Source organism: Paraburkholderia solitsugae (assembly GCF_013177695.1).
In the GTDB taxonomy this organism is placed as follows: domain Bacteria; phylum Pseudomonadota; class Gammaproteobacteria; order Burkholderiales; family Burkholderiaceae; genus Paraburkholderia; species Paraburkholderia solitsugae.
This window is the reverse complement of the sequence record NZ_WOEY01000138.1, coordinates 48512-73293: the sequence shown is the minus strand read 5'-3', so window position 1 is coordinate 73293 and position 24782 is coordinate 48512. Positions and strand designations below refer to the sequence as shown.

The following is a 24782-nucleotide window of genomic DNA, read 5'->3' as shown; positions in this document are numbered from 1 at the left end:
GCATAGAAAAACCGAAACCGGCGCGCAAGACGCCCACCATAAAAAAAGCCCGCTTCGAAGAAGCGGGCTTTGCTTGACGCGACACCGCGAAGCGAGGAACGCTTACTGCACGCCCTGGCTCGTCAGGAACTCTTCGTAGTTGCCGCCGAAGTCGTTCAGCGTGCCGTTGGTCTTCACTTCGATGATCCGGTTCGCGAGACCGCTTACGAACTCACGGTCGTGGGACACGAAAATCAGCGTGCCTTCGTACTTGTCGAGCGCGATCTGCAGCGATTCGATCGACTCCATGTCCATGTGGTTGGTCGGCTCGTCCATCAGCATCACGTTGTGGCGGCCCAGCATCAGCTTGCCCCAGATCATGCGGCCCTTTTCGCCACCGGAGAGCACCTTGACCGACTTGCGGATGTCGTCGGCATTGAACAGAAGACGGCCGAGCGTGCCGCGCACCATCTGCTCGTCGTCGCCTTCCTGGCGGTAGCCATCGATCCAGTCCATCAGCGTGACGTCGTCCGGGAACTCTTCATACGTATCCTGCGGCATGTAACCGATGTTCGCATTTTCAGCCCACTTCACCGTGCCGTGGTCCAGCGTAAGCTTGCCAAGCAGCGAGCGCAGCAGCGTGGTCTTGCCCGCGCCGTTCTCGCCGATGATCGCGATACGCTCGCCCGGCTGCACGCTAATGCTGAAATCGTTGAAGATCGCACGCTCGTACTTCTTCGAGATCTTGTCCGCCACCACGGCGATGTTATGCAGCTTCTTCTCGTACTCGAAGCGGATGAACGGGTTCTGCCGCGACGACGGCTTGAATTCCTCGATCTTGATCTTGTCGATCATCTTCAGACGGCTGGTAGCCTGACGCGCCTTCGACTTGTTCGCCGAGAAGCGGCGCACGAAGTCCTGCAGGTCGGCGACCCGTTCCTTGGCCTTGGCGTTGGCGTTCTGCTGACGCTCGCGCGCCTGCGTGCTGGCCAGCATGTAGTCGTCGTAGTTGCCCGGATAGACCTTCAGCGTGCCGAAGTCCATGTCGGCCATGTGCGTGCAGACCTGGTTCAGAAAGTGACGATCGTGCGAGATGATGATCATCGTCGAGTTGTACTGGTTGAGCACGTCTTCCAGCCAACGGATCGAGTTGATGTCCAGGTTGTTGGTCGGTTCGTCCAGCAGCAGGACGTCCGGCTTCGAGAACAGCGCCTGTGCGAGCAGCACGCGCAGTTTCCAGCCCGGTGCGACGTTGCTCATCGGGCCGTTGTGGTCTTCGATCGCGATGCCGATGCCGAGCAGCAGCTCGCCCGCGCGCGCTTCGGCGGTATAGCCGTCGTACTCGGCGAACTTCGCTTCGAGTTCGGCGGCGTGCATGTAGTCGTCGTCCGTCGCGTCGGGGTTCGCGTAGATCGCGTCGCGCTCGGTCATCGCGGCCCACATTTCGGCGTGACCCATCATCACGACGTCGAGCACGCGCACGTCTTCGTACGCGAACTGATCCTGGCGCAGCTTACCGAGACGGACGTTCGGTTCGAGCATCACGTTGCCGGAGCTCGGTTCCAGATCGCTACCCAGGATCTTCATGAAGGTGGACTTGCCGCAGCCGTTCGCACCAATCAGGCCATAGCGGTTCCCTCCCCCGAATTTGACCGAGATGTTCTCGAAGAGGGGCTTTGGCCCGAATTGCATGGTGATATTGGCGGTAGACAGCACGGCGCGTCCTTAAATGTGATATCGGCGAACAACCCAATATTTTAGCAGGTTATCGCGAATTCGACCCACGCGAGCGCCGTGTTCACGTGTTTTGACGCCGCTTTCACGTGGCGTTCATGTGCGGTTCACGCCTCCCGCGCGCCGTCTAGCCGCCACGCGGCGTCTGCAAAACGTCGATGAAGGCCGACAGATCGGCCTCACCTAGCCCCATCGCCGCGCCGAGACGCAGCAGTTGCTGGACCGTCGACGAAACCGGCATTGGCGTGCCCGTCTCGTACGCCGTCGCGGCAACCGTGTCGATGTCCTTCTGGAACGTACGGAACGCGCCGATCGGCGCGAGGCCGCCTTGCGTCATGCGCGGCACGAAAATCTGCAGCAGGACGGAATCGGCCCAGCCGCCGGCGAGGCCTTCCGTCAGTTTGGCGGCGTCGATGCCGCTGCGTTGCGCGAGGCTCACCGCCTCGGCAATCGCCGCAAGGGTTGCGGTGACAATGGTCTGATTGCAGAGCTTGGTGGTCTGCCCCGCACCAACGTCGCCCATATGCGTAACGCGGGCTGAATACGCGCCGAGGAGCAGCGTGACCGCTTCGACGTCCGCCGCGGCGCCGCCCGCCATGATCGCCAGCGTGCCCGCCGTCGCACCCGCTACGCCGCCGGATACGGGCGCGTCGATCCAGCCGACGCTTGCGCCGCCCTCGCCTTCAGACTCTCGCCCGCCCTTGGCCCCACTAGAGGCCGCGCTTGCCGCCGTCGCGCCAGCAACCGTCGCCGCACGCCGCGCGAACGCTCTCGTCGCTGCCGGCGGGATACTGGAATGATCGACGATCCAGCGCACGCGTCTCGGGGCGGCGGCATCCACGCTCAGCAGTCCCTCGGCGCCGAACACCGTTTCTTCAACAGCCGCCGCATCCGCGACGCACAGCAGCACCGCCTCGCACCGCGAGGCCAGTTCGCGCGGCGTATCGACCACCTTGGCGCCGTCCGCCAACAACGCTTCTGCCTTGGCCCGCGTGCGATTCCAGACATGCACGGTATGCCCCGCGCGCAACAGATGCCGGATCATCGGCGCGCCCATCAGACCGGGACCGCAAAAACCAATTTCCACTTTCAAGCCTCGTCAGGTTTCAGATTGAGTTGCGCGGACATCATAACGGCCCGGCCTCGCCGTGGCATATCGGCCACGCGATGGGTGACATGACGCGCTCATACGGGCAACGTCAGCAGCAATCCATTGCCTATACTTTTTTCACACCAACGGAGGTCAAAGGAGGAAGTTCATGTCAGAACACGTCTACAAGCAAATCGAACTGACCGGCTCGTCGACCAAATCGATCGACGACGCAATCAGCACCGCGATTACAAAAGCGTCGAAGACGCTGCGCAATCTGCACTGGTTCGAGGTCACGGAAACGCGGGGCCAGATCGAAAATGACAAGGTCGCCTACTGGCAGGTAACCATCAAGGTCGGCCTGCGCATCGACTAGTGCTTCGCCTGAAACTCGTTCAACACAAAATCCGAAGCAAAAAAAAGCTGCGTCCGTAGTGGACGCAGCGCCTTAAAGCAGCGGTTGCTGAGACCGCCGCCTGGTCGATGGCGACCCCGTCGATTGTTACCCGGTCGGTGGCGACCCCGTCAATCGCAACCCCGTCGACCGCGATGACCGCAAAAGCCGGATTACTTCGGCAGTGAGCCGTCCACGCCTTCCACATACCAGTTCAGGCGTTGCAGTTCCGGATCGGCCAGCGTCTTACCAGCCGGCACCTTCACCGCGCCGGACTGATCCTTGATCGGGCCCGTGAACACGTCCCACTTGCCGCCGGCCAGTTCCTCACGCTTCGCCTCGACCTGTTTCTGCGCGTCAGCCGAAATCACCGACGTGTTCAGGTCTTCAAGATTGACCGCCTTCTGCGGAATGCCCCACCACACCGGATCGTTCTTCCACTTGCCGTCCAGCACCTGCTGAATAGCCGCGTTGTAATACACGCCCCAGTGCGCGACCACCGAGCCGAGGTGCGCATCCGGACCGAACTTCTTCATATCCGAATCCCAGCCGAACGCATACACGTGCTTTTCCGAAGCCGTCGCGAGCGTCGCGCTCGAATCGGTGTTTTGCAGCAGCACGTCGGCGCCCTGGCCGATCAGCGTTTCAGCAGCCTGCTTTTCCTTGCCCGGATCGAACCAGCTGTTGATCCAGATGACCTTGGTGTGAATCTTCGGATTCACCGAACGCGCGCCGAGCGTATACGCGTTGATGTTGCGGACCACTTCAGGAATCGGCACCGATGCGACAAAGCCAAGCGTGTTGGTCTTCGTTACATAGCCCGCCGCGACGCCTGCCAGGTACGCACCCTGATACATCCGCACGTCATAGGTACCGAAGTTCGGCGCCTTCTTGTAGCCGGTTGCATGCAGGAACACCGTGTCCGGGAAGTCCTTCGCGACCTTCAGTTCGAAGTCCTGATAGCCGAAGCTCGAACCGATGATGATCTTGTTGCCCTTGTTCGCCAGATCGCGGAACACGCGCTCCGAGTCGGCCGATTCCGGCACGTTTTCGATGCGGGTGATCTTGATCTTGCTGCCGAACTTCGCCTCGACTTCCTTCGAACCCTGGTCGTGTGCATAGGTCCAGCCGGCATCGCCAGGATTGCCGAGGTAGACGAACGCGACGCCCGGTGCGTCGGCCGCTTGCGCGGTTTGCGCGAGCGGCGCGGCGAGCGCCAGCGAGGCCGCACCCCAAGCGAAAGCGGTCAGCAGATTTCTTCTCTTCATGTTCTCTCCTGTCGTGTTTATCGAGTGATTTGAAACGTGTGGTCGGTCATATGAAACGACGCCTGTGTCAGCCCGCCGAGAAAAACGGCTTGCCGAGCGACGCCGGGGCATTCAGACGAATCGTGTTCGGGTTGCGCGAAATCAGCACGAGCACGACGACGGTCGCGACGTACGGCAGCATCGCCAGAAACTGCGTCGGCACCGGCACGCCGATGGCCTGAGCGTAAAACTGCAGGCCGGTCACGGCGCCGAACAACAGCGCGCCGATCAAGAGACGGCCCGGGCGCCACGTCGCGAACACCACCAGGGCGAGCGCGATCCAGCCGCGGCCCGACGTGAGCTGCTCCTGCCACAAGTGCAGGTTGACGATCGAGTAATAACCGCCTGCGAGACCGGCCATGCCGCCGCCGAAGGCCACTGCGCCGTAACGCACGCCGATCACCGGAAAGCCGACCGAGTGCGCCACTTGCGGCGATTCGCCGACCGAGCGCAGCACGAGGCCCGCACGCGTGCGGTACAGAAACCACCAGATCACCGCGAACATCAGGAACGCGAGGTAGTCGAGCGGCGTGAGGCTGAAGAGCGCGGGTCCGAGCACCGGGATCTTCGAGAGACCCGGAATGGTCCACGTGTCGATCGTGGCGCGCACGGCTGCCGACGTGTACGGCTTGCCGACATAGGCCGACAGGCCAATGCCGAAGATCGTCAGCGACAAACCGGTGGCAACCTGGTTGGCGAGCATGGTCAGCGTGAGGAACGCGAACAGCAGCGACATCGCGAGACCCGCGCCGATCGCGGCGACCACGCCGAGCCACGGGCTGCCGGTAATCGCGGTGACCGCGTAGCCGGTCACCGCGCCCATCAGCATCATGCCTTCGACACCGAGGTTGAGCACACCCGACTTCTCGGTGATGAGTTCGCCTGCGCCCGCGAACATCAGCGGGATCGCGGCGGTAACGGCGCTCGAGGTGAGCGCGCTGGCTTGTTGAATATCCATGGAGACCTGGCGGGAAAATCAGTAGCGAATGAGTGGACTTACGCGGCCAGTGTTCGGCGGCGCACGCGATAGTTCACGAACAGGTCAGCACCCAGCAGGCAGAACAGCAATAACCCCTGGAACACGCCGGAAAGCGCCTGCGGCAATTGCATCGAGGTCTGCACCGCTTCGCCGCCGAGGTATAACAGCGCCATCAAAAGGCTCGCGAGCACGATACCGACCGGATGCAATCGTCCGACGAATACGACGATGATCGCGGTGAAGCCGTAGCCCGGCGACCATGTCGCCTGCAACTGGCCGATCGGACCGGCGATCTCGCCCATGCCGGCGAGGCCCGCCAGACCGCCGCTGATCAGAAGCGACGTCCAGATGGTCTTCTTGTCGGAGAAACCGGCGTAGCGCGCGGCGAGCGGCGCCAGACCGCCGACGTTCATCCGGTAGCCCGCAAAGCTCTTGCGCATGAACAGCCACACGCACGGGATCGCGATCAGGGTGACGAACACGGACGCGTTCAGCCGCGTGCCGCGCAGCCATTTCCAGTGCCAGTCGCCGGCGAAGGTCGGGTAGAGCGCGTCGCCGCTGAACATCTCCGAGAGCGGGAAGTTCATGCCCTGCGGATCGCGCCACGGGCCGCTCACCAGATAGATCAGCAGCTGCGTGGCCACATACGTGAGCATCAGGCTGACGAGAATCTCATTGGTGTTGAAACGGCTTTTCAGCAGCGCGGGGATCGCGGCCCACGCCATGCCGCCGAGCACGCCGGCGATCATCATGGTCGGCAGAATCCACCAGCCGGTGGCCTGATCGAAATAGATCGCGACGCCGCTGGCGGCGATGCCGCCGAGCAGCATCTGCCCTTCAGCGCCGATGTTCCAGACGTTGGCGCGATAACCGATCGCGAGGCCAAGGCCGATCAGGCACAACGGCGAAGCCTTCAGCAGCAGTTCGGACCAGCCGTTCACGCTGGAGAGCGGTTCGATGAAAAACGCGTGCATGGCTTCGAGCGGATCACGGCCGACGAGGCTGAAGATCAGGAAGCCGATCGCGAGCGTGAGCAACGCGGCGATCAGGGGCACGGCAAGCTGCATCGTGCGCGACGGCGTCGTGCGTGCTTCGAGTCGATACGGAAGAATCATGGGAGCGTGCGCTTATGTGAGTGCTTAGGTCTGGTTCTTGTGCTTCTGGTGCTTTAGCGTCGATCAGCGATCCGATCGCGCATCTATCTACTCAGGCATGCGCCGGCTGCTCCGCCGAAGGCGCCGCGCCCTCGCGGTCGCCGAACAGGCCGGCCATCCAGCGGCCGATTTCCTCGGCGTTAGTCGCCCCCGTGGCGCGCACTGGCGAAAGCCTGCCGCCTGCAAGCACCGCGATACGATCGCAGATGTCGAACAGCTCTTCCAGCTCCTCCGAAATCACCAGAATCGCCACGCCGCGCGCCGACAGGTCGAGCAACTGCTGACGAATGAAAGCCGACGCGCCGACGTCGACGCCCCAGGTCGGCTGCGCGACCACCAATACCTTGGGCGCCTGCAGAATCTCGCGGCCCATGATGTATTTCTGCAGATTGCCGCCGGAAAGACTTTGCGCCAGCGCTTCGGCGCCGCCACAGCGAACGTCGAAGGCTTCGATACAGCGCTGGGCGAAGGCGCGCATCGCGCCCGCCTTGATCCAGCCAGCGTTCACCATCTGCTGACGATGCGCCGTGAGCAGCGCGTTTTCCGACAGCGTCATGGCCGGCACCGCGCCGCGGCCCAGGCGCTCTTCCGGCACAAAACCGAAACCGAGCGCGCGCCGGCCGCCCGCCCCTAACCGCCCTGCCGCCTTGCCGCAGATCGTGACCGCGTCGGCACGCGTGCCGCGCTTTTCACCCGAGAGTGCCGACAGCAATTCAGCTTGCCCGTTGCCCGACACCCCCGCGATGCCGAAGATCTCGCCCGCATGCACGCCGAATGACACGTTGTTAAGCGAGGTGCCGAACGGATCGTCGCTTTCCACCGACAACTGCTTCACCTCGAGCAGCACGGCGCCCGGTGTGTGTTCACGACGCGTGTAATCGGGCAGCGAATGGCCGACCATCAACTGCGCGAGCGACGCATGCGTCTCTTCTTTCGGCGTCACGTGACCGGTCACGCGGCCGCCACGCATCACCGTCGCGGTGTCGCACAGCTCCTGGATTTCGTCGAGTTTGTGGCTGATGTAGAGGATGCTGCACCCTTCCGCCGCGAGACGCCGCAGCGTCTCGAAGAGCTTGCGGACCGCTTGCGGCGTGAGCACCGAAGTCGGTTCGTCCATGATCAGGAGACGCGGGTTCTGCAGCAGGCAGCGCACGATTTCAACGCGTTGCCGCTCGCCCACTGTCAGGCTATGCACGTGACGTTGCGGGTCGATGTCGAGGCCGTAGTCGGCGGAGACTTCGCGGATACGCTTGGACAGCGTCTTCAGATCGAAAGGTTCGTCGAGCGCGAGCGCGATGTTTTCGCCGACCGTAAGCGTCTCGAACAGCGAAAAATGCTGGAACACCATGCCGATACCGAGCTTGCGCGCGGCCGCTGGGCTCGCGATCTCGACCGGCTGGCCTTCCCAGCGGATCTCGCCGGCATCGGGCCGCACCGCGCCGTAGATGATTTTCATCAACGTGCTTTTGCCGGCGCCGTTTTCGCCGAGCACAGCATGGATTTCACCCGGCGCGACGATCAACGTGACGTCGTCGTTGGCGCGCACGGCCGGATATTGTTTGGTGATGCCCTGAAGCATCAACCGGGGCGCCGTCTGTTCCGGCCTGTTTGCCGGCTGCGCGGCGGCGCCGTCGCTATAAGAAGAGTCGCTCATGTGATTCCGTAGTACGTCAGAGACTGCCGGTTACAGCGCGTCCGCCCGCCCTGTCAGTGGGCGATCCGTCACCACAACCGGATGACAATACCTAATTCGACCCAGTCAGTCGAGCCGCCAAAATTCCCCGCAAACCCCCGCCGCAGCGTGCTCTGCGGGTATCCCACTCTTGACTTGGCGCCACGTTCATATTAAAAGTCATATATACCCACGCCCGTTCGATCAGCCAGAACATATATTTCGGAGAAGTCATGAGCCAGCAACGCGAGGCGATCGATACGTATCTATTACGCGTCTTGCACACCCTATTGATGGAACGCAGCGTCACGCGCGCGGCCGTCAAACTGAATCAATCGCAACCCGCCATCAGCGCGGCGCTGCGCCGCTTGCGCGACATCACTGGCGACCCGCTGCTGGTGCGCGGCAAATCCGGCATGGTGCCGACCGAGTACGGCCTGCGCCTGCTCGAACCGGTGCAAAACGCGCTGCGCGAAATCGAACGCATCAAGTTCCAGCAGCACAACTTCGATCCGGCAACCTCGATCCGCTGTTATCGGATCGGCTGCCCGGACTACCTGAACGTGCTGTTCGTGCCGACGGTGGTGGAACGCTTTCGTCAGGCCGCGCCGAACGCGACGCTTGAATTTCACTCGCTCGGGCCGGCATTCGACTACGAACTCGCGCTCGAGGACGGCAAGCTCGACATCGTGGTCGGCAACTGGCCGGAACCGCCGGAGCAATTGCACCTGTCGAACCTGTTCGTCGATCAGATCGTCTGCCTGATGAGCAATGCGCATCCGTTCGCCAAACGCGGCGGGTTGACGCTCGACCAGTATCTGAATGCGCCGCATCTTGCGCCTACTCCTTACTCGGTGGGCCAACGCGGCGCGATTGACGTGCATCTCGCGCGCGAACGGTTAAAGCGTCACGTGGTCGTCACGTTGCCGTACTTCAATCTGGCGCCTTACGTGCTGATCAAGTCCGATCTGATCTTCACGACAACGCGCCTGTTTGCTGACTACTACGCCAAGTTCCTGCCGCTGACCGTGGTACCCGCCCCGCTCGATTTCCCACCGATGCAGTACTACCAGCTGTGGCACGAGCGCGTGCATTACTCTGACGAAGTGCGCTGGCTGCGCAGTCTGGTTGCCGAGGCGACCAAGACGTTGATCGATAAGCCTTAATCCTTGTGCTGCGGTCTATCGGCATCCAATCTTCGTGGATGCCGATAGACCTGCTTCTTCTATTCCGCCTTTACTCCATCATTGCGCTTACGCTGCTGCTTCGTAAAGCGTCTTCGCCAACCGGTTGTGCTGCTCGATGACCGGTCCGAGTTCCAGCGTCGTCAACTGACCATTCTTCACCACCACCTTGCCGCCGATCACGCTATGGCTCACCTGCGACGGCGCGCAGAACACCAGTGCCGCGACCGGATCGTGCAACGCGCCGGCAAACAGCGGCTGACGCAGATCGAAGGACACGAAATCCGCTGCCATGCCCTGCGCCAACGCGCCGATGTCGTCGCGATTGAGCACCTTCGCGCCGCCTAGCGTCGCAATCTCCAGCGCTTCACGCGCGGTCATCGCGTCCGGGCCGAAACCGACACGCTGCAGCAGCAGCGCCTGACGCACTTCGGCGACCATTTGCGCGCCATCGTTCGACGCCGACCCGTCGACGCCCAAACCCACCGGCACCCCCGCAAGGCGCATCCGCTTGACTGGCGCAATGCCCGACGCGAGCCGCATGTTCGAACACGGGCAATGCGCGACGCCTGTCCCCGTGCGGGCGAACAGTTCGATGCCCGCGTCGTCGAGTTGTACACAGTGCGCATGCCACACGTCGTGACCGACCCAGCCCAGGTCCTCCGCATACTCCGCCGGCGTCATGCCGAACTTCTCGCGGCTATACGCGATGTCATTGACGTTCTCCGCCAGGTGCGTGTGCATCGACACACCGTAATGCCGCGCCATCACCGCCGATTCGCGCATCAAATCGCGGCTCACCGAGAACGGCGAGCACGGCGCCACCACCACGCGCAGCATCGCGTAGCGCCCTTCGTCGTTGTACGTTTCGATCAGACGCTGCGTGTCCTTCAGGATGTCCGCTTCACGCTCGACCACCGAATCGGGCGGCAACCCGCCGTCCTTCTGCCCCACGCTCATGCTGCCGCGCGCGGCGTGAAAACGCATGCCGATCCGCCGCGCCGCGCCGATGCTGTCGTCGAGGCGGCTGCCGTTCGGGTAGATATACAAGTGGTCACTCGAGGTCGTGCAACCGGACAGCAAGAGCTCAGCCATTGCCGTCAACGTCGAGACTTCGATCATCTCCGGTGTGAGGTTCGCCCACACCTTATAGAGGTTGGTCAGCCAGCCGAACAACTCGGCGTTCTGCGCGGCCGGAATCGCGCGCGTCAGGCTCTGATACATATGATGATGCGTGTTCACCAGCCCTGGAATCACCAGGTGGCCGCGCATGTCCAGCACTTCGTCGGCCGTTTGCGGCAACTCCGCCGTCGGTCCGACCGCGACGATGCGGTTGTCCTCGATGTACATGCCGCCGTCGCGCAGTTCGCGCCGGGCGCCGTCCATCGTGACCAGCACGTCCGCGTGCTTCACCAACATCGTTTTCTTCGGCTTGTTTGCCTGGTTCGGCTGATTAGCCGCCTGCTCCATCGTCATTCGTTTCTCCGCTTCATTGCTTCCGTGCAAAGCCGTTCGAACGCGATGTGACGGCACGTCAACCGTGCCGCCGCGTCCCGTCGAACGCCGTTGGCCCGGTTACCCAGCGTGCTTCCGCCGTCTTCGGGGTGTGCCGCGCTTCACTCAGGTTCGGCGCGGCGCACAGGTGTAACCTTCGACGGCCAAAATAATGCTGACAACTCGCGCCAGTGCGATACTCAACCTCACGCTATCGATATAGTGGCCCCTTTTTGGCGCCGGTACGATTAAATGCACGGCAATAGTCGAACGAATCGACTCAATGTGGCTTTCAACAGGCTGTCTGTCATGCGCCAGGTATTATCTTTCCTATCTCGCGCGCGCTGAGGGGAACATCCTTTTTACAATGACTGCCACGGCGCTCGCTTCAATTCGCCGACGGGTATGTAGCCACTGACGTGGAGCCTCGATCCGCCGCAACGTATTCTGGATCGGGCCGCCGCCGAAACCTCGCATCCACATAAGGAAAATTGCGAATGGGAAAGCTCACTACCCATGTGCTCGACACCGCGAACGGCCGTCCTGGCGCGGGCATCAAGGTCGAACTCTTTGCGCTCTCCGGCGACACTCGCCGCGCGCTCAAAACCACCACCACCAATGACGACGGCCGCTGCGACCAGCCGCTGCTCGAAGGCGACGCATTGGTCCCGGGCGAATACGAACTCGTGTTCGGCGCCGGCGATTACTTCGCCTCGATCGGCACGAAGGTGCCGGAGCCGCGTTTTGTCGATCGCGTCGTGTTGCGCTTCGGCGTGGCCGATGCCGGCGCGCACTATCACGTGCCGCTGCTGGTGTCGCCGTGGTCGTACAGCACCTATCGGGGCAGTTAAGTGCGCAACTGAGCGCACGGCGCGTTTTTCGATAGGCGCTGGAGGAGGACGAGGTTGAAGTCGCGTTGCATTTCCGAGCGCGCCCGATTGCACTGTGCGGATCCTCGGAGACACCCGCGAAGCGCAATCGAACGCGAGCGACTCGACCTGACGTTCCAATAAAAAACGGCGCGTGCGAACTGAGCGCACCGCGTCTTTCACCCCGCAGTCTGTGCAGCGACGCCATGCGTGCCGACGACCCGTCAGCCGGGTCACCCAAGGCGCAATCAAGGCATAAGCATCGCTGCGCGTACAACGAATCAGAAGTGGAGGAGTTTCATGGAAGGCTTTATCACAGACTGGCTGAACCTGGCATTGCGCTGGTTTCACGTCATCGCCGCCATCGCCTGGATCGGCGAATCGTTCTATTTCGTCGCGCTCGACAACAGCCTGAAACCGCCTACGGACCCGAACCAGCGCAAGCGCGGCGTATTCGGCGAGTTGTGGCACGTGCACGGCGGCGGCTTCTACAACATGCAGAAGTACACCGTCGCGCCGCCGGAAATGCCGGACGACCTGCACTGGTCCAAGTGGCCGTCATACACCACGTGGCTGTCGGGCGCGAGCCTCTTCACGGTGCTGTATCTGTTCTCGCCGAGCACTTACCTGATCGACAAGAACGTGCTGGATATGGGTCCGGTCGTGGCCGTTGCGTCCGCTCTCGGCTTCCTCGCTGCAGGCTGGATCGTCTACGACTCGCTGTGCCGTCTGCTCGGCAATAAAGACAAGGTACTCGGCATCTGCGTCGGCATTTATGTGCTGATCGCGGCTTACCTGGCGTGCCATATCTTCGCGGGCCGCGCGGCTTACCTGATCATGGGCGCGATGCTGGCGACGATCATGTCGGCGAACGTGTTCTTCGTGATCATCCCGGGCCAGCGCAAGATGGTTGCCGCGATGCTCAAGGGCGAAACGCCGCACCCGATCTACGGCAAGCGCGGCAAGCAACGTTCGGTGCACAACACGTATTTCACGCTGCCGGTGGTGTTCGCGATGCTGTCGAACCACTATGCGATGACGTACACGAATCAGTACAACTGGGTCGTGCTCCTGATGATCATGCTGGCCGGCGCGCTGATTCGCCAGTTCTTCGTGATGCGTCACCGTGGCCAGGTGCTGTGGTATCTGCCGCTGGTGGGGATCGTGCTGATGTTCGGCGCCCTCTTCTGGACGATGCCCAAGCCGATGGTGCCGCAAGCGCAGGCCGCGAACGCGCCGACGGTCAAGGTGGCCGATATTGCGCCGGTGCTGCAACAGCGCTGCGCTGCTTGCCACTCCGCGCATCCGACGCTGATGGGCAGCGCCCCGGCCGGCGTGTTGCTGGATACGCCGGACGAGATCTCGCAGAATGCACAGCGGATCTATCAGCAGGCGGTGACGTTGAAAGCGATGCCGCTGGGCAACGTCACGCACATGACCGACGACGAGCGGATGAAGATCGCCGCGTGGTTCGAAGGCGGTGCAGCGAAGTAATGAGCTGGCCGGGCGTTGCGCCCGGCTTTGCAAAGCATGTAGCGGGCTTTTCGCGTGAGCGGGAAGCCCGCTTTTTTGTTGGCCAGTCGGTTAGCGTTGCTTGTCAGCGATGGCAATCAAATTTGCATCCCAAGGGACACAAATTGAATGAAAATCTCTGGAATGTAGCCTAACAGGCACAAAATCTTAAAAACAACTTGTGCCTTATGGGCTACAATATAGGCTGATATTTGAAAAATTGTCGCCTCGAGGCTACAAATGACCAACCTCGCTGATGTATCGGACATGCTGAAGGCCGTTCGGCGCGAAAGCCACCTGTCGCAAGAGGAATTGGCCCGCCGCGCGGGCGTGGCCCGCACCACCGTCGCACGCATGGAAACGCTAGCCAGAAACGATATGAGCGTATCCGTGCTCGTGCGCCTGCTCGAAGCGGCCGGCTACGACCTCAAGTTCGTCGCGCACGGCCACGGGCGCACGCTCGAAGACATCCTGGCTGAACAACGCATGCCGGACGCGGACTCATGAGGCTCGACGTTCAGGTACTGGGCAAGCATGTCGCTACGCTGTTTCGCGAGCGCGACGACTACGTCCTCAAATACGATCGCGACGCAACGGCGGCCGACTTCATCAGTCTGACCATGCCGGTACGCGAAGAAGCCTGGCGCTGGCCGCGCGACCTGCATCCGTTTTTCCGGCAAAACCTGCCGGAAGGCTACCTGCTCAATCTGATCCGCGAGCAATTCGGCCCGTTGCTCGACGGCACCGATCTGTCGCTGCTTGCCGTAGTCGGCGCCATGGGGATTGGCCGCGTCACCGTGACACCCGAAGGCGTCGCGCCAGGCACCGAACTGCAACCGCTAGATGTGCAGGACATCCTGCACGGCGACAACACCGCCGAACATTTCGCCGCGCTGGTTCGCGAATATGCGCGCGCGGCCATCTCGGGCGCCGTGCCGAAGTTCATCGCACCTCTGACGGAAGCTTCCAGCGCGTCCGCATCCATGCCGCTCGGCAAACCGACCATCCGAACGAGCCGCCACATCGTCAAAGGCTCTGACGACAGCACGCCGTTTCTCGGTTTCAACGAGTTCTACTCGATGCGCGTGCTCGAGCGGCTCGGCGTAGCGCCGGTCGCGCACACGCAGATGTCAGACGATGGCCGGGCGCTGATCGTCGAACGCTTCGACGTCGATGCGCATGGGCTGCCAGCCTATGGTGTCGAAGACATGTGCGGCCTGTTAGGTTTGCCGCCGCACGAAAAATACAATTCGACCAGCGAGAAAATGCTCAATGCCGCGCGGGCCTACCTGCTCAATCGCGACAGCATGCGGCAGCAGCTCGAGCAACTCGCCTGGCACTTGCTGACAAACTACGTCGTGCGCAACGCGGACTGTCACACAAAGAATGTCGCGCTGTTCTACACGTCGGTGGACGATGTCGCGTTCACGCCTGTCTATGACATCGTCACGACGCAGGCCTATCCGCGTTTCGCGGCCAATCCGCCGGGCCTGCCGATCGACGGACGTAAGACCTGGGCGGCCGGCAAAACGCTCGAACGCTTTTTCAACACCCGCATGGGGATCGCGCCACGGCAATACGCGCAGATGGTCGAAGCGTTGTGCGATTCGGCGGTCGCCGTCGGTCACGAGTTAATTGAAGCGGCGCGCAACGAACCGCAGTGGCACAACGTCGCGAAACACATGCTCCACGCCTGGGACGACGGCATGGCGTCGCTGCGGTCGCCGAAGAAAAGCCTGCAATTCAAAGGACTCAAACCGGCAATCGAAGCCGCGGTATTCTCCTCGCCGGAGCCTGCGGAACGTGCGCGCGAAGTGATCGGGCACTCACCGCTCTTAGGCAAGCGTAGCTGAAAGATCACTTGGCCTCGCCCTCGTCTTCCACAAATGAAAAAGCCCACAGCATTACACTGTGGGCTTTTTCACAACCAACCTGCTACGCTAAAGCAACGGCGGCCTCAAACGGTCACCGCGCTCAACGCATCTTCAGTGAGCCAGAGCGACTCGACCAGATCCTGCTCGTTCAGGTTCAATCCGTCGCCACCACGATCGACGACGATAAAGTCGCTCACGTCGCCCAATGCGATCAGCGGATGGTGCCAGACGCCCTTTGCATAGTTCACGCCTTGCCAGCCGCTCGTCACGAACGCACGAATCAGCTTCGGGTCCAGTTCGCCCGCCGGCGCCACGACCACCAGATACGATTTGTCGTTCAGCGGCACGAAGGCCTGGCTGCCGAGCGGATGCCGTTCGAGCATCTTCACTTCGAACGGCAACGTGCGCGGCTGACCGCGAAACAGGTTCACCAGCGTCCGGCCGTTCTCGTCGGTCACATCCACTTTCGCGAGATCGTGAAAGCGGATTGTGGTCCCGAGGTTGATCGGGATCTGCTTCGCGCCTTCGAGTTCGACCACGTCGCCGAATGCGGCGAACGCTTCCTTCGTCAACGGTTCGATGACCAGCGTTTTCATGATGCGAGCGTACCCCACAGACGCAGACGCGAGACGCCGCCGTCCGGAATGATGTTGAAGCGCACGTGCGTGACCGGACCCAATGCAGCGATTTCGCTTTCGAAATAGTGCTGGTTGTCCATCTTCAGCTTCTGTTCGCCCAGCAGCACCGGCCAGAACATGGCTTGCGTGATCAGCGAGCTGTCGGTGCCGCCCGTAACGTATGCCGCCTGGATCGAGCAACGGTCCGGATAGTTGCCCTTGAAGTGGGCCGTATCGACTTCGATCTTCCTGATCACGCCCGGTTGCGCCAGCGCGACGATTGCCCAATCGTTGCCCGGTTCACGGCGGCGGCGCGTTTCCCAGCCGTCGCCCATGTTCACGCCACGGCCCGGCATCAGAATCGTCGACGCAGCGCCGAAGTGCTGGTTATTCGCCGCGACCAGATACGCGCCGTTTTCCATGGCGGCCAGATCGAACTGCTCGGTGCGGCTTGCGCCTGCCCAGTCGACTTGCGGCTGGCCATACACGCGCAGACGCGCAATACCGCCGTCCGGGTAGATGTTCACGCGCAGGTGCGTGTAAGCGTTCGCGTCGCTGACTTCGTGATAGTGGTGGCTGTTGCCTTGCAGCGTGGTCGACGGGACGATTTCGGTCCATTGCGTCGACTGGTTCGGCACGCCGTCCACGACTCGCGCAGCTTCAACCGAAGCCGCCGGCGGGAAGTTGCCCGTGAAGTGGCTGGTGTCGAGGTCGAGACCCTTGATCACGCCCGGACGTGCGAGCTTCACGACGCACCAGTCGTAGCCGTTGGCGCGCTTGCGGCGCGTTTCCCAGCCGTCCATCCACTTGCCGTTGTCGTCGTACTTGCCCGGAATGAAGACGGCCGGCTCCGGATTCAGCATGCGTTCCTTCGGTGCGAAGAAATCGTCGCTGGCCTCGAGCGCCTGCGCGCCCAGACGCGGGTCCGCCAGGTTCACATAGCGACGCGTGAATTCCGGTGCGTTGGGGTCGAGAATCGGGAGTGCCATCTTTGTCTTCCTTAATGTTTGTTAGTGCTGAAAAAACGTTTCTGTTCGAAGTCCGCGACGCGTAACGAACCTTACGCGTCGATCAGGTCGTCGAGCCGGAAACGTGCGATGCGGTAGATCTGATCAAGGCTGGCGCGCAATTCGTCGGCGCGGCTGTTGTTCACGCGCGCCTCGAAGTTCGCGATGATGCCGTGGCGGTCGTAGCCGCGCACCGCGAGGATGAACGGAAAACCGAACTTCTCGCGATAGGCGCTGTTCAACGCCAGCAGCCTGTCGAATTCTTCCTGCGTGCACAGGGCGAGACCCGCGCCGCTCTGCTCACGCGTCGATTCGGCCGTCAGCTCGCCGCGCACCGCAGCCTTGCCAGCGAGCTCCGGGTGGGCGTTGATCAACGCCAGTTGCTTCTCTTCGCCAGCCGTCTCGACGATGTTCGACATCTTGCTATGCAGTTCGTCGATGCTGGCAAATGGCCGTTGTTGCGCGGCAATTTCCGCGACCCACGGCGAGTGCTCGAAAATGCCCGACAGCGCCGCGACGAACGCGTCAGTCGAGGTGCAGTTGAGTTGGTCCAGAGTGTATTGCATCGCCTTCATGCCGCAGCCCCGCGGTTGTTTTGTTGGTAAGGGTGATGTTCGCGCCAGTGACGCGCGATATCGACGCGACGCGTCACCCACACGCGATCGTGCTGTTCGATATGATCGAGAAAACGTTGCAGCGCGCGGAAGCGCCCCGGGCGGCCGAGCAGACGGCAGTGCATGCCGATCGACAGCATCTTCGGTGCTTCGTCGCCTTCTTCGTAGAGCACGTCGAATGCGTCGCGCAGGTACGTGAAGAAATGGTCCGCAGTGTTGAAGCCTTGCGGGCTTGCAAAGCGCATATCGTTGGTGTCGAGCGTGTACGGCAGGATCAGTTGCGGGCTCTTTGCGCCGCCCGTCACTTCGACATCCATCCAGAACGGCAGATCGTCGCCGTAGTAATCCGAGTCGTACAGGAACCCGCCGTATTCGGCGACCAGACGGTGCGTATTGGGGCTATCGCGGCCGGTGTACCAGCCGAGCGGCCGCTCGCCGGTGATGCGCTCGATCGCTTCCATGCCGAGGCGCATGTGCTCCGCCTCTTTTTCCGGTGACACGTCCTGGTAGTGAATCCAGCGATAGCCGTGACAGGCGATCTCATGACCGAGCTCGACGAAGGCGCGCCCCAGGTCAGGATGCCGTTCGATCGCCATGCCGACGCCGAACACCGTGAGCGGCAGGCCGCGTTTTTCGAATTCGCGCAGAATGCGCCACACGCCTGCCCGCGAGCCGTATTCGTAGATCGACTCCATGCTCATGTGACGCGCCGGATAAGACGCCGCGCCAACGATTTCCGACAGAAACTGCTCCGAGCCCGGATCACCGTGCAGCACGCAGTTTTCACCGCCTTCTTCGTAGTTCAGGACGAATTGCACCGCGACGCGCGCTCGACCCGGCCAGTTCGCCTGCACCGGGTGGCGGCCGTAGCCGATCAGATCGCGTGGATAGTTCGAGTCGAGTGGCATGGTTTGACGAAAGCGTGGTGACGGTACGTAAAATTCTCGTGGAACTCACGTGACATGCACGTGGGGGTTTGCGTGGCGTTTTGCTTGTTCCTCACACCGGTGCGGGCGGAAACAGCCCTAAAAAAGCGGCGCCAGAAGCAACAGCAAAATAGCATTCGGGCACCAGCGCCGAGTGGGACCAGTGTAGCGAAAACACCCGGGTGCGCCCATACACCCGGGCAGATAGTGCGTGTCAGACCGGAAGTATGTGCGGAGCCCGTTCCACCGGGCATTCCGTGGTGTTTACCCGCAGTAAACCGGCCGAATTTACGCTTTCCGCGGTACTGACGGCCGAATCGCGCGGCGGTTGTGGATTTGGGTCCGCATCAATCGGACTGAAAGCTTCCAACACGCCGTCGTAACGTTTGGCCAGCGGCCGCGCATAGTCACCCCGCTTGGCTGTGGATAGCCGCAACGCGACCAGCGCCTCGGTCCATTTGACCGCCGCCGTCACGCCCTCGATCACCGGCGAGCCCAACGCATCTTCAATCTCCGCGCACAACTCGGCCATGCCGGCGCAACCAAGCACGATTGCGTCCGAACCATCCTCCTCCAGCGCGCGCCGGCATTCGTCGAGGATGATGCGGCGCGCCGCCGAGCCGGGCTTATCCAGGTCCAGCACGGCGACATCGGTGGCGCGCACGTTGCGGCAAAAACGCTTCATGCCGTAACGTTCGGCGAGATGCCATGCCATGCCGCAGGTGCGCGCCAGCGTGGTCACCACCGAAAACCCGGGAGCCAGCACGCTTGCCGCATGCATTGCCGCTTCGGCGATGCCGATCACCGGGCCACGCGCCAACTCGCGTGCTGCGTATAAACCAGGATCGCCAAAGCAGGCGATCACGTACCCGTCGCAACCCTCACGCTCGCCGGCGAGGACCTCGGCCAGCAAGCCGGGCGTGGCGAGCGCTTCGTCGTAATAGCCTTCGATCGACGGCGGCCCCATGGTGGGATTCACCGCGATCACTTCAGTGCCGGGCGCAGCGGCTTCGCGCGCACAGCGTCCCATTGCGTCCGTCATACGTTGTGTCGTATTCGGATTGATCAGTTTGATGCGCATATCGACTCCTGTTACAGCACTGGCTCAGCGAGCGAGCACGCGGTAGAACACTGCACCCAATCCAGCCCCGATGAACCACGAGAAATTAGCCAGCCCGTCGAGCGTCGGCACCATCACGCAGATCACGGCGATGAGCGCAGCCGGCAACAATGCAGCCACGGCCCGGTAGTTGACACCGTTGGTGTACCAGTACGAGCCGGCTGGGGAGACCGAGTAGAGATCATCGAGCACGACCTTTTGACGTTTCACGAGAAAGTAGTCGACGATCAGGACACCATACAAAGGTCCGATGAAACTGCCGAGCACGTCGAGCGTGTAGTGAATCACCGCCGGATTGTTGAACAGATTCCACGGCGTGATGAAGATCGACGCCACCGCCGCGAGCATGCCACCCGCGCGCCAGCTGATCAGACGCGGCGCGACGTTCGAGAAATCGAAGGCCGGTGACACGAAATTCGCGACGATGTTGATGCCGATCGTGGCAATCGTGAAGGTCAATGCACCGAGAATCACCGCGGTCGGATAGTCGATACGGCCCACCGTTTCGACCGGGTCCGTGATCAATTGGCCAAACACCGGCAGCGTGGCTGCGGTCGTGACCACCGTCACCAGCGAGAAGGCGAGGAAGTTGACCGGCAGCCCCCAGAAGTTGCCGCGTTTCACGCTGCGAAAGCTCTTGCCGTAGCGCGAAAAGTCGCCAAAATTCAGCATCGGTCCGGAGAAGTACGACACCACCAGCGAGATCGCCGTGATCATCACCGGCACCACTTCCATGCCGTGATATTTAACGCCGCCCAGGTTGATGCCGATGTTTCGCCATCCTGCGCGATATACCATGTAGCCCGCGAGAATGAACATCACCACGTAGACTGCCGGACCGGCGAAGTCGATGAACTTCTTGATGGTCTCCATGCCGTGCCAGAATACCAGCGCCTGCAGGATCCACAGCAACATGAAACCGGCCCAGCCAAGGGTCGAGAGGCCCATGAAGCCATGATGATGAACGTCCGCGTACGGCAACAGTTGCGGGACGAACTTCAGCACCACGATCACCAGCGCGCTCGAAGCCAGATAGGTTTGGATTCCGTACCATGCCACCGCGATCAAGCCGCGAATCACGGCAGGGATATTCGCACCAAGCACGCCGAACGTCGCGCGGCAGGCCACCGGATACGGCACGCCGTTCGCCTGACTCGGCTTCGCAATCAGGTTGCAGAGCGCGTTGACAATGGTAATGCCGACCAGCAGCGCGATCAGCACCTGCCAGCTCGTCAGGCCAAGCGCGAACAGACTGCCCGCAAACACGTAGCCGCCGACGCTGTGCACGTCCGACATCCAGAACGCGAAGATGTTGTAAGCGCCCCAGGTTTGATGGCGCAGCGGCGCGAGGTCTTCGTTGTACAGCCTTTCGCTGTAGCCTGCGGGTATCGAAAGTTCGCTGGACACGACGCCGTCTCCATATGTGGAAACTGCGGGACTGCCGGGCGCTGCACTGAACTGAGCCATGATTCCTCCTTGGGATAGGGACCCTCGATTGCGAATCGAAGGACTTGGCATCGGCCATGCCAGTCGCCCTCTTCTCCTCGATCTGGGAACAGGAGGTTCGAGCCGGCTGATTGACCGCGCCGCGGGTGTCTCCGTACTTGATGTACTTGTGGTTATCGCACCGCAGGCAGCCGCGGACCGCGGGCGGTGCGTTACTACTCCAAGGCTGTCATTCGGTGACGGCCACGCGTGCGCAAGCCGGCAGCGCTCACGCCGAGCCGCCTTGCAACGCTTGATTCGGTTCAGTTCAGTTCAATTCAGTGCGGCGCGCACGGGCAAAGAGCGCACACCGGCCGCCCGCCTTAGCCTGGCGCGGACTTGGGTCTAGGTGCTTCCTTCGGTGCGCCATTGAGTGCACCAAACACTTCATGCAGGTCGGCCGCGCCACGTGCGGGGCGCTCCAGCATCTTCAACTCGACGCTTTGCAAATGGCGCGCCATCAGTGCCGCTGCCTCTTTTGCATCGCCGGCGTCGAGCGCGGCGAGAATCGCTTCGTGGTCTTCGAACGAGCAAGGGCTGCGTCCGAGCGACTCGTACAGTGCTGAAATCAGCGTGGAGCGCGCCACCAGTCCGTTCAGGCAGTCGCACAGCACGGCGTTGCCGGTGAGCCCGGCCAACTCAGTATGGAACTCACCCGACAGGCGAATCCACGCCGGAAAATCACGTGTTTCGAACGCTTTGCGTTCGCGGCCAATCATGCTGCCGATGCTCTTCAGACGGCGCATGCCATGACCGCCGCAAATCTTTTCAACCACAGCCAACTCGATAATCCGGCGCATTTCGAACACTTCATGCACTTCTTGCAGCGACGGACTGGCGACGAATGCACCACGATTCGGCTCGAGATCGACGAGGTGGTCTGTTGCCAGTTGGGCGAGCGCCTGCCGGATCGGGCCGCGCTTCACACCAAATACTTCGCATAGCTGTGCTTCTGTCAGCTTGGCGCCAGGCGCTAACCGATGCTCGAGGATCGCAGCGCGGATGCGCTCGGCGATCGCTTCGGGTTTCGAACTATTCGCGGCAGCGGAGTCTGTGTCGGACATGATGTGTGTCTCGGTATGTTTGTCATCATAGGACGGACATAAAGATTGTCAACAATTTTTTCCATTAATTTCGACAATCTGAATGCCCGTGCAGGACTGCAGGCCAGTGAACATGCCGTTTAGGCCTTGCTCTACTTCACTACCAGTTTAATTAAAGTATGGGATGGTCGTCCATTGGTGACGTCTTTTGTCAACAAAGTAGAGGACCTTCACAGCGCTGGTCCGCTTGCGGTTGCCTCAAATTAATGACCGTTAGTTGCGTTATAGATTCGAAAATAAAGCGGGCAAACGCCCGCTTCCCTGCCCCCGCGTAGTCTCAAGCGAGACTCGGATAACCCGATAGCGTCAGTTTGAACCCGTGTGCGTCGGAGACGAGGTGCGCATCCGCGCCGACCGGCAGCGTCAGCATGTTGGGAATATGGCCGAATTGCAGACCGGTGATGACCGGAATCCCGATCACCGACCTCACCTGCTCGATCACCGCGTGCAGATCGTAGCCGTTATCGTACTCGTACGATTTGCCGCCGGAGAAGTCGCCAAGCACAAGCGCCTGCTGCTGCGCGATGATGCCCGACAGGTGCAATTGATAAAGCATCCGCTCGAGCCGGAACGGCTGCTCGTTGACGTCTTCGACGAACAGAATGCCGCCCTGCACCGGCGGCATGTACGGCGTGCCGATCAGCGATGTCAGCACCGCCAGATTGCCACCCCACAACATGCCCGACACGTCGGCAGTCTGAGCTTGCGGGACATTGCTCGTCACCGTCATGGTCGATTTGGTCAGCGCGGACCAGAAGTGCTGCATGGTGAATTCGTTCAGATCTTCCGCGCCGAAGTCGCTGATCAACATCGGGCCGCCGAAAGTTTTCACGCCGGCGCGTGCCAGCAAAGCAAGCTGTATCGCGGTGAAATCGCTATGGCCCACCAGCGCGACCGGTTGATCGGTCAGCCGCCGTTGCAGCCCTTCGTAGTCGAGTCCGTGCAGGATGCGCGCCGCGCCGTAGCCACCCCGTACGGCTAGCACGATATCGGGCAACGCACGCGAGGGGTCGGCCAGCCGGTTCAGATCGGCTGCACGCTCACCGTCGGTACCGGCGAAGCGCTGGTAACGGCGCCTTGTCGCCTCCACCCCCTCGACGCGGTGCCCCTGCGCATGCAAGCGGTGCAACGCGCGATGCAGCGCCTCGGAATCATGCGGATAGCCGGACGGCGCGATCAGTTCAATGGTGCGATGGACGGTCATTGGCGAGACCTGTTGGATGTTTTGGTTTTAGAGCGGCTCGGCCGGCCCTGGTTCGCTGCGTGTTTCGACGTGCGCGTCGGGGTGTGCGTCAGGGTGTGCTTCAACGCGTGCTTCGCCGCGTCCTTCGACGTGCGCTTCAGGGTGTGCTTCGCCACCTGCTGCGACGTGCGCTTCGCCCCGTGCCGCCGCGCGTGCTTCACGGCTTGCGCGCCGCCGCTCGGCAAAGAACGATTTGAGCGCGGCGCCGCATTCGGTTTCGAGCACGCCGCCAGTCACCGTGGTGTGGTGATTCAACTGCGGATTCGCGAATGCATCGACGACACTGCCGCACGCTCCGGTTTTCGGATCGCGCGCCCCGAACACGACGCGGGCGATGCGTGCGTGCATGATCGCACCGGCGCACATCAGGCAAGGTTCAAGCGTCACGTAGAGCTCGCAGCCTGGCAGACGGTAGTTTTCGACGGCTTGCGCAGCTGCGCGCAATGCGATCATTTCCGCATGCGCCGACGGATCGTGAGCACCGATCGGATGGTTGAACCCTTTGGCAATGACTTCGTCACCCCGCACGAGCACAGCACCAACCGGCACTTCGCCGGCTGCGCGGGCTTCTTCGGCGGCGGCCTGGGCAAGCGCCATGAAGCGGCGATCGCGCTCCGAGACAGGCGGTGCGGGCGATTCATCTGGCATGGGGATGCCGATTAGCGTCACAGCGGCAGCCGTTGGCGCTGGATCACCCACCGCGGGTGCTGAAGCGTCGGACCCAACGGATCCGGCCGGAGCAGCCGGCAATGTCGCTGCCTCAGCGGATTCACCGGACGCGACAGACTCCGGACCTGGCGCGGCGGAGCGGGCAAGCGGCTCGCTCACTGCGAACCCGCGTCGGCCAATTTGAGGTTGTCGACGCGTTCCGACAGCCGCTCGGCAATGCGCCGGCAGTATTCGCGCGGCAGGACCAGCGGGCCGCCGCGCAGGGATTCAAGTGCCATATCGAGCGCCAGCATGCGCGCCTGGAGACGGCAGCGGGTGGCCCGGTCGCTCACGGCATTCAGCTCCGCTTGCAGGTCGCGCAAGGCGCGCAGCTGTTCGACAGCCGGTGGCACGAAACCCGCATTTTTCAGAATCCGGTTGGCGACGCGCACTTCCTCAGGGACCAGTGCATCGTCCTCCAGAGGCAGCGGCGCGCCCGCGCCCGGCAAATCATCGAACTCACCGCGCGCGGCTGCGGCGGCAATACGCTGTTCGACTAACGCATCAAGCAATCTCATCTGCAGTCCACTACGTTGCGGCCCAACCATTCTATCAGGGAGCGCAAGGCGATTCGGGTTGTCTGACCGACGGATCCCCCTGGTTTTCAGATTTTGCGTATTTGAGGGACGCATGGCAAGGGCTAGGCTGAGGGGTTCGCGACCGCACCGCTTTCCGCAGGCAAAAGCTAACAAAAATCTTTCAACGGACGACGCCGCT

The 24782-nt window shown here is 61.9% G+C and carries 23 protein-coding genes; 6 read left to right on the top strand and 17 right to left on the bottom strand.

Features of this window, described 5'->3' with window-relative positions; translation table 11 throughout:
• Positions 1-102: 102 nt before the first annotated feature.
• Together GNZ12_RS36260 and GNZ12_RS36255 are read right to left on the bottom strand one after the other, a co-directional pair.
• Positions 103-1695 (bottom strand): ABC-F family ATPase, encoded by a 1593-nt coding sequence (locus GNZ12_RS36260; protein WP_172316807.1) that lies wholly within the window; start codon positions 1693-1695, stop codon positions 103-105.
• Between the two features lie 145 nt (positions 1696-1840).
• Positions 1841-2800, bottom strand: coding sequence for an NAD(P)-dependent oxidoreductase (locus tag GNZ12_RS36255; RefSeq protein WP_172316805.1), 960 nt, complete (start codon positions 2798-2800; stop codon positions 1841-1843).
• A gap of 172 nt (positions 2801-2972) precedes the next feature.
• On the opposite strand from GNZ12_RS36255, the gene GNZ12_RS36250 reads away from it, so the two are divergent.
• Positions 2973-3179 carry a dodecin gene (locus GNZ12_RS36250; protein ID WP_074283352.1) on the top strand — a complete coding sequence of 69 codons (207 nt, stop codon included), beginning with the start codon at positions 2973-2975 and terminating at the stop codon, positions 3177-3179.
• 191 nt (positions 3180-3370) lie between these two features.
• Here the strand turns inward: GNZ12_RS36250 and GNZ12_RS36245 are convergent, their stop codons facing one another.
• From GNZ12_RS36245 to GNZ12_RS36230, 4 genes are all read right to left on the bottom strand, one after another.
• Positions 3371-4465 carry a BMP family ABC transporter substrate-binding protein gene (locus GNZ12_RS36245; protein ID WP_172316803.1) on the bottom strand — a complete coding sequence of 365 codons (1095 nt, stop codon included), beginning with the start codon at positions 4463-4465 and terminating at the stop codon, positions 3371-3373.
• A gap of 67 nt (positions 4466-4532) precedes the next feature.
• Positions 4533-5462, bottom strand: coding sequence for an ABC transporter permease (locus GNZ12_RS36240; RefSeq protein ID WP_172316801.1), 930 nt, complete (start codon positions 5460-5462; stop codon positions 4533-4535).
• A gap of 38 nt (positions 5463-5500) precedes the next feature.
• Complete coding sequence (locus tag GNZ12_RS36235; protein WP_172316799.1) at positions 5501-6598, bottom strand: ABC transporter permease; 1098 nt, start codon at positions 6596-6598, stop codon at positions 5501-5503.
• Between the two features lie 91 nt (positions 6599-6689).
• On the bottom strand, positions 6690-8291 hold the full coding sequence (locus GNZ12_RS36230; protein WP_172316797.1) for an ABC transporter ATP-binding protein: 1602 nt from the start codon (positions 8289-8291) through the stop codon (positions 6690-6692).
• Positions 8292-8542: 251 nt separating this feature from the next.
• Here GNZ12_RS36230 and GNZ12_RS36225 point away from each other — a divergent pair, with 251 nt between their 5' ends.
• Positions 8543-9475: a LysR substrate-binding domain-containing protein gene (locus GNZ12_RS36225; protein ID WP_012433318.1), complete on the top strand. Its 933-nt coding sequence runs from the start codon at positions 8543-8545 to the stop codon at positions 9473-9475.
• Between the two features lie 87 nt (positions 9476-9562).
• Here the strand turns inward: GNZ12_RS36225 and GNZ12_RS36220 are convergent, their stop codons facing one another.
• Complete coding sequence (locus GNZ12_RS36220; RefSeq protein WP_172316795.1) at positions 9563-10969, bottom strand: 8-oxoguanine deaminase; 1407 nt, start codon at positions 10967-10969, stop codon at positions 9563-9565.
• A gap of 515 nt (positions 10970-11484) precedes the next feature.
• On the opposite strand from GNZ12_RS36220, the gene uraH reads away from it, so the two are divergent.
• The 4 genes from uraH (at position 11485) to GNZ12_RS36200 (ending at position 15221) form a co-directional block, all read left to right on the top strand.
• Complete coding sequence (uraH, locus tag GNZ12_RS36215) at positions 11485-11838, top strand: hydroxyisourate hydrolase (RefSeq protein ID WP_074283346.1); 354 nt, start codon at positions 11485-11487, stop codon at positions 11836-11838.
• 318 nt (positions 11839-12156) lie between these two features.
• On the top strand, positions 12157-13350 hold the full coding sequence (locus GNZ12_RS36210; protein WP_172316793.1) for a urate hydroxylase PuuD: 1194 nt from the start codon (positions 12157-12159) through the stop codon (positions 13348-13350).
• 258 nt (positions 13351-13608) lie between these two features.
• Entirely contained in the window at positions 13609-13875 is a 267-nt protein-coding gene (locus GNZ12_RS36205) for a helix-turn-helix domain-containing protein (RefSeq protein WP_172316791.1), read from the top strand.
• Positions 13872-15221 (top strand): type II toxin-antitoxin system HipA family toxin, encoded by a 1350-nt coding sequence (locus GNZ12_RS36200; protein WP_172316789.1) that lies wholly within the window; start codon positions 13872-13874, stop codon positions 15219-15221. The genes GNZ12_RS36205 and GNZ12_RS36200 overlap by 4 nt, the downstream gene beginning before the upstream one ends.
• A gap of 104 nt (positions 15222-15325) precedes the next feature.
• Here GNZ12_RS36200 and GNZ12_RS36195 read toward each other — a convergent pair whose 3' ends face one another.
• From GNZ12_RS36195 to GNZ12_RS36150, 10 genes are all read right to left on the bottom strand, one after another.
• Complete coding sequence (locus tag GNZ12_RS36195) at positions 15326-15838, bottom strand: ureidoglycolate lyase (protein WP_172316787.1); 513 nt, start codon at positions 15836-15838, stop codon at positions 15326-15328.
• Positions 15835-16848, bottom strand: a complete 1014-nt coding sequence (gene alc, locus GNZ12_RS36190; protein WP_063495873.1) for an allantoicase — start codon at positions 16846-16848, stop codon at positions 15835-15837. Before alc ends, GNZ12_RS36195 begins: the two co-directional genes overlap by 4 nt.
• Before the next feature lie 71 nt (positions 16849-16919).
• Entirely contained in the window at positions 16920-17441 is a 522-nt protein-coding gene (gene uraD / locus GNZ12_RS36185; RefSeq protein WP_172316785.1) for a 2-oxo-4-hydroxy-4-carboxy-5-ureidoimidazoline decarboxylase, read from the bottom strand.
• Complete coding sequence (puuE, locus tag GNZ12_RS36180; protein ID WP_172316783.1) at positions 17438-18388, bottom strand: allantoinase PuuE; 951 nt, start codon at positions 18386-18388, stop codon at positions 17438-17440. The genes uraD and puuE overlap by 4 nt, the downstream gene beginning before the upstream one ends.
• Positions 18389-18620: 232 nt before the next feature.
• Entirely contained in the window at positions 18621-19487 is an 867-nt protein-coding gene (locus tag GNZ12_RS36175) for an aspartate/glutamate racemase family protein (protein WP_172316781.1), read from the bottom strand.
• 24 nt (positions 19488-19511) lie between these two features.
• Entirely contained in the window at positions 19512-20993 is a 1482-nt protein-coding gene (locus GNZ12_RS36170) for an NCS1 family nucleobase:cation symporter-1 (RefSeq protein WP_172316779.1), read from the bottom strand.
• Between the two features lie 341 nt (positions 20994-21334).
• The gene (locus tag GNZ12_RS36165) at positions 21335-22075 is read right to left on the bottom strand and encodes a GntR family transcriptional regulator (protein ID WP_172316777.1); all 741 of its coding nucleotides are present in this window, start codon (positions 22073-22075) and stop codon (positions 21335-21337) included.
• A 316-nt stretch (positions 22076-22391) separates the two neighbouring features.
• Positions 22392-23318, bottom strand: a complete 927-nt coding sequence (ldcA, locus tag GNZ12_RS36160) for a muramoyltetrapeptide carboxypeptidase (RefSeq protein WP_172316775.1) — start codon at positions 23316-23318, stop codon at positions 22392-22394.
• A gap of 27 nt (positions 23319-23345) precedes the next feature.
• Positions 23346-24185 (bottom strand): tRNA adenosine(34) deaminase TadA, encoded by an 840-nt coding sequence (tadA, locus tag GNZ12_RS36155; RefSeq protein WP_407947751.1) that lies wholly within the window; start codon positions 24183-24185, stop codon positions 23346-23348.
• The gene (locus tag GNZ12_RS36150; protein WP_172316773.1) at positions 24182-24583 is read right to left on the bottom strand and encodes a DnaJ family domain-containing protein; all 402 of its coding nucleotides are present in this window, start codon (positions 24581-24583) and stop codon (positions 24182-24184) included. The genes tadA and GNZ12_RS36150 overlap by 4 nt, the downstream gene beginning before the upstream one ends.
• Positions 24584-24782 lie beyond the last annotated feature (199 nt).

Bases quoted from the DNA above. Each gene is read 5' to 3' on its own strand.
- GNZ12_RS36250 (WP_074283352.1), top strand. From the start codon at position 2,973: ATGTCAGAACACGTCTACAAGCAAATCGAACTGACCGGCTCGTCGACC.
- GNZ12_RS36245 (WP_172316803.1), bottom strand. From the start codon at position 4,465: ATGAAGAGAAGAAATCTGCTGACCGCTTTCGCTTGGGGTGCGGCCTCG.
- GNZ12_RS36240 (WP_172316801.1), bottom strand. From the start codon at position 5,462: ATGGATATTCAACAAGCCAGCGCGCTCACCTCGAGCGCCGTTACCGCC.
- GNZ12_RS36235 (WP_172316799.1), bottom strand. From the start codon at position 6,598: ATGATTCTTCCGTATCGACTCGAAGCACGCACGACGCCGTCGCGCACG.
- GNZ12_RS36230 (WP_172316797.1), bottom strand. From the start codon at position 8,291: ATGAGCGACTCTTCTTATAGCGACGGCGCCGCCGCGCAGCCGGCAAAC.
- GNZ12_RS36225 (WP_012433318.1), top strand. From the start codon at position 8,543: ATGAGCCAGCAACGCGAGGCGATCGATACGTATCTATTACGCGTCTTG.
- GNZ12_RS36220 (WP_172316795.1), bottom strand. From the start codon at position 10,969: ATGACGATGGAGCAGGCGGCTAATCAGCCGAACCAGGCAAACAAGCCG.
- uraH (WP_074283346.1), top strand. From the start codon at position 11,485: ATGGGAAAGCTCACTACCCATGTGCTCGACACCGCGAACGGCCGTCCT.
- GNZ12_RS36210 (WP_172316793.1), top strand. From the start codon at position 12,157: ATGGAAGGCTTTATCACAGACTGGCTGAACCTGGCATTGCGCTGGTTT.
- GNZ12_RS36205 (WP_172316791.1), top strand. From the start codon at position 13,609: ATGACCAACCTCGCTGATGTATCGGACATGCTGAAGGCCGTTCGGCGC.
- GNZ12_RS36200 (WP_172316789.1), top strand. From the start codon at position 13,872: ATGAGGCTCGACGTTCAGGTACTGGGCAAGCATGTCGCTACGCTGTTT.
- GNZ12_RS36195 (WP_172316787.1), bottom strand. From the start codon at position 15,838: ATGAAAACGCTGGTCATCGAACCGTTGACGAAGGAAGCGTTCGCCGCA.
- alc (WP_063495873.1), bottom strand. From the start codon at position 16,848: ATGGCACTCCCGATTCTCGACCCCAACGCACCGGAATTCACGCGTCGC.
- uraD (WP_172316785.1), bottom strand. From the start codon at position 17,441: ATGAAGGCGATGCAATACACTCTGGACCAACTCAACTGCACCTCGACT.
- puuE (WP_172316783.1), bottom strand. From the start codon at position 18,388: ATGCCACTCGACTCGAACTATCCACGCGATCTGATCGGCTACGGCCGC.
- GNZ12_RS36175 (WP_172316781.1), bottom strand. From the start codon at position 19,487: ATGCGCATCAAACTGATCAATCCGAATACGACACAACGTATGACGGAC.
- GNZ12_RS36170 (WP_172316779.1), bottom strand. From the start codon at position 20,993: ATGGCTCAGTTCAGTGCAGCGCCCGGCAGTCCCGCAGTTTCCACATAT.
- GNZ12_RS36165 (WP_172316777.1), bottom strand. From the start codon at position 22,075: ATGTCCGACACAGACTCCGCTGCCGCGAATAGTTCGAAACCCGAAGCG.
- ldcA (WP_172316775.1), bottom strand. From the start codon at position 23,318: ATGACCGTCCATCGCACCATTGAACTGATCGCGCCGTCCGGCTATCCG.
- GNZ12_RS36150 (WP_172316773.1), bottom strand. From the start codon at position 24,583: ATGAGATTGCTTGATGCGTTAGTCGAACAGCGTATTGCCGCCGCAGCC.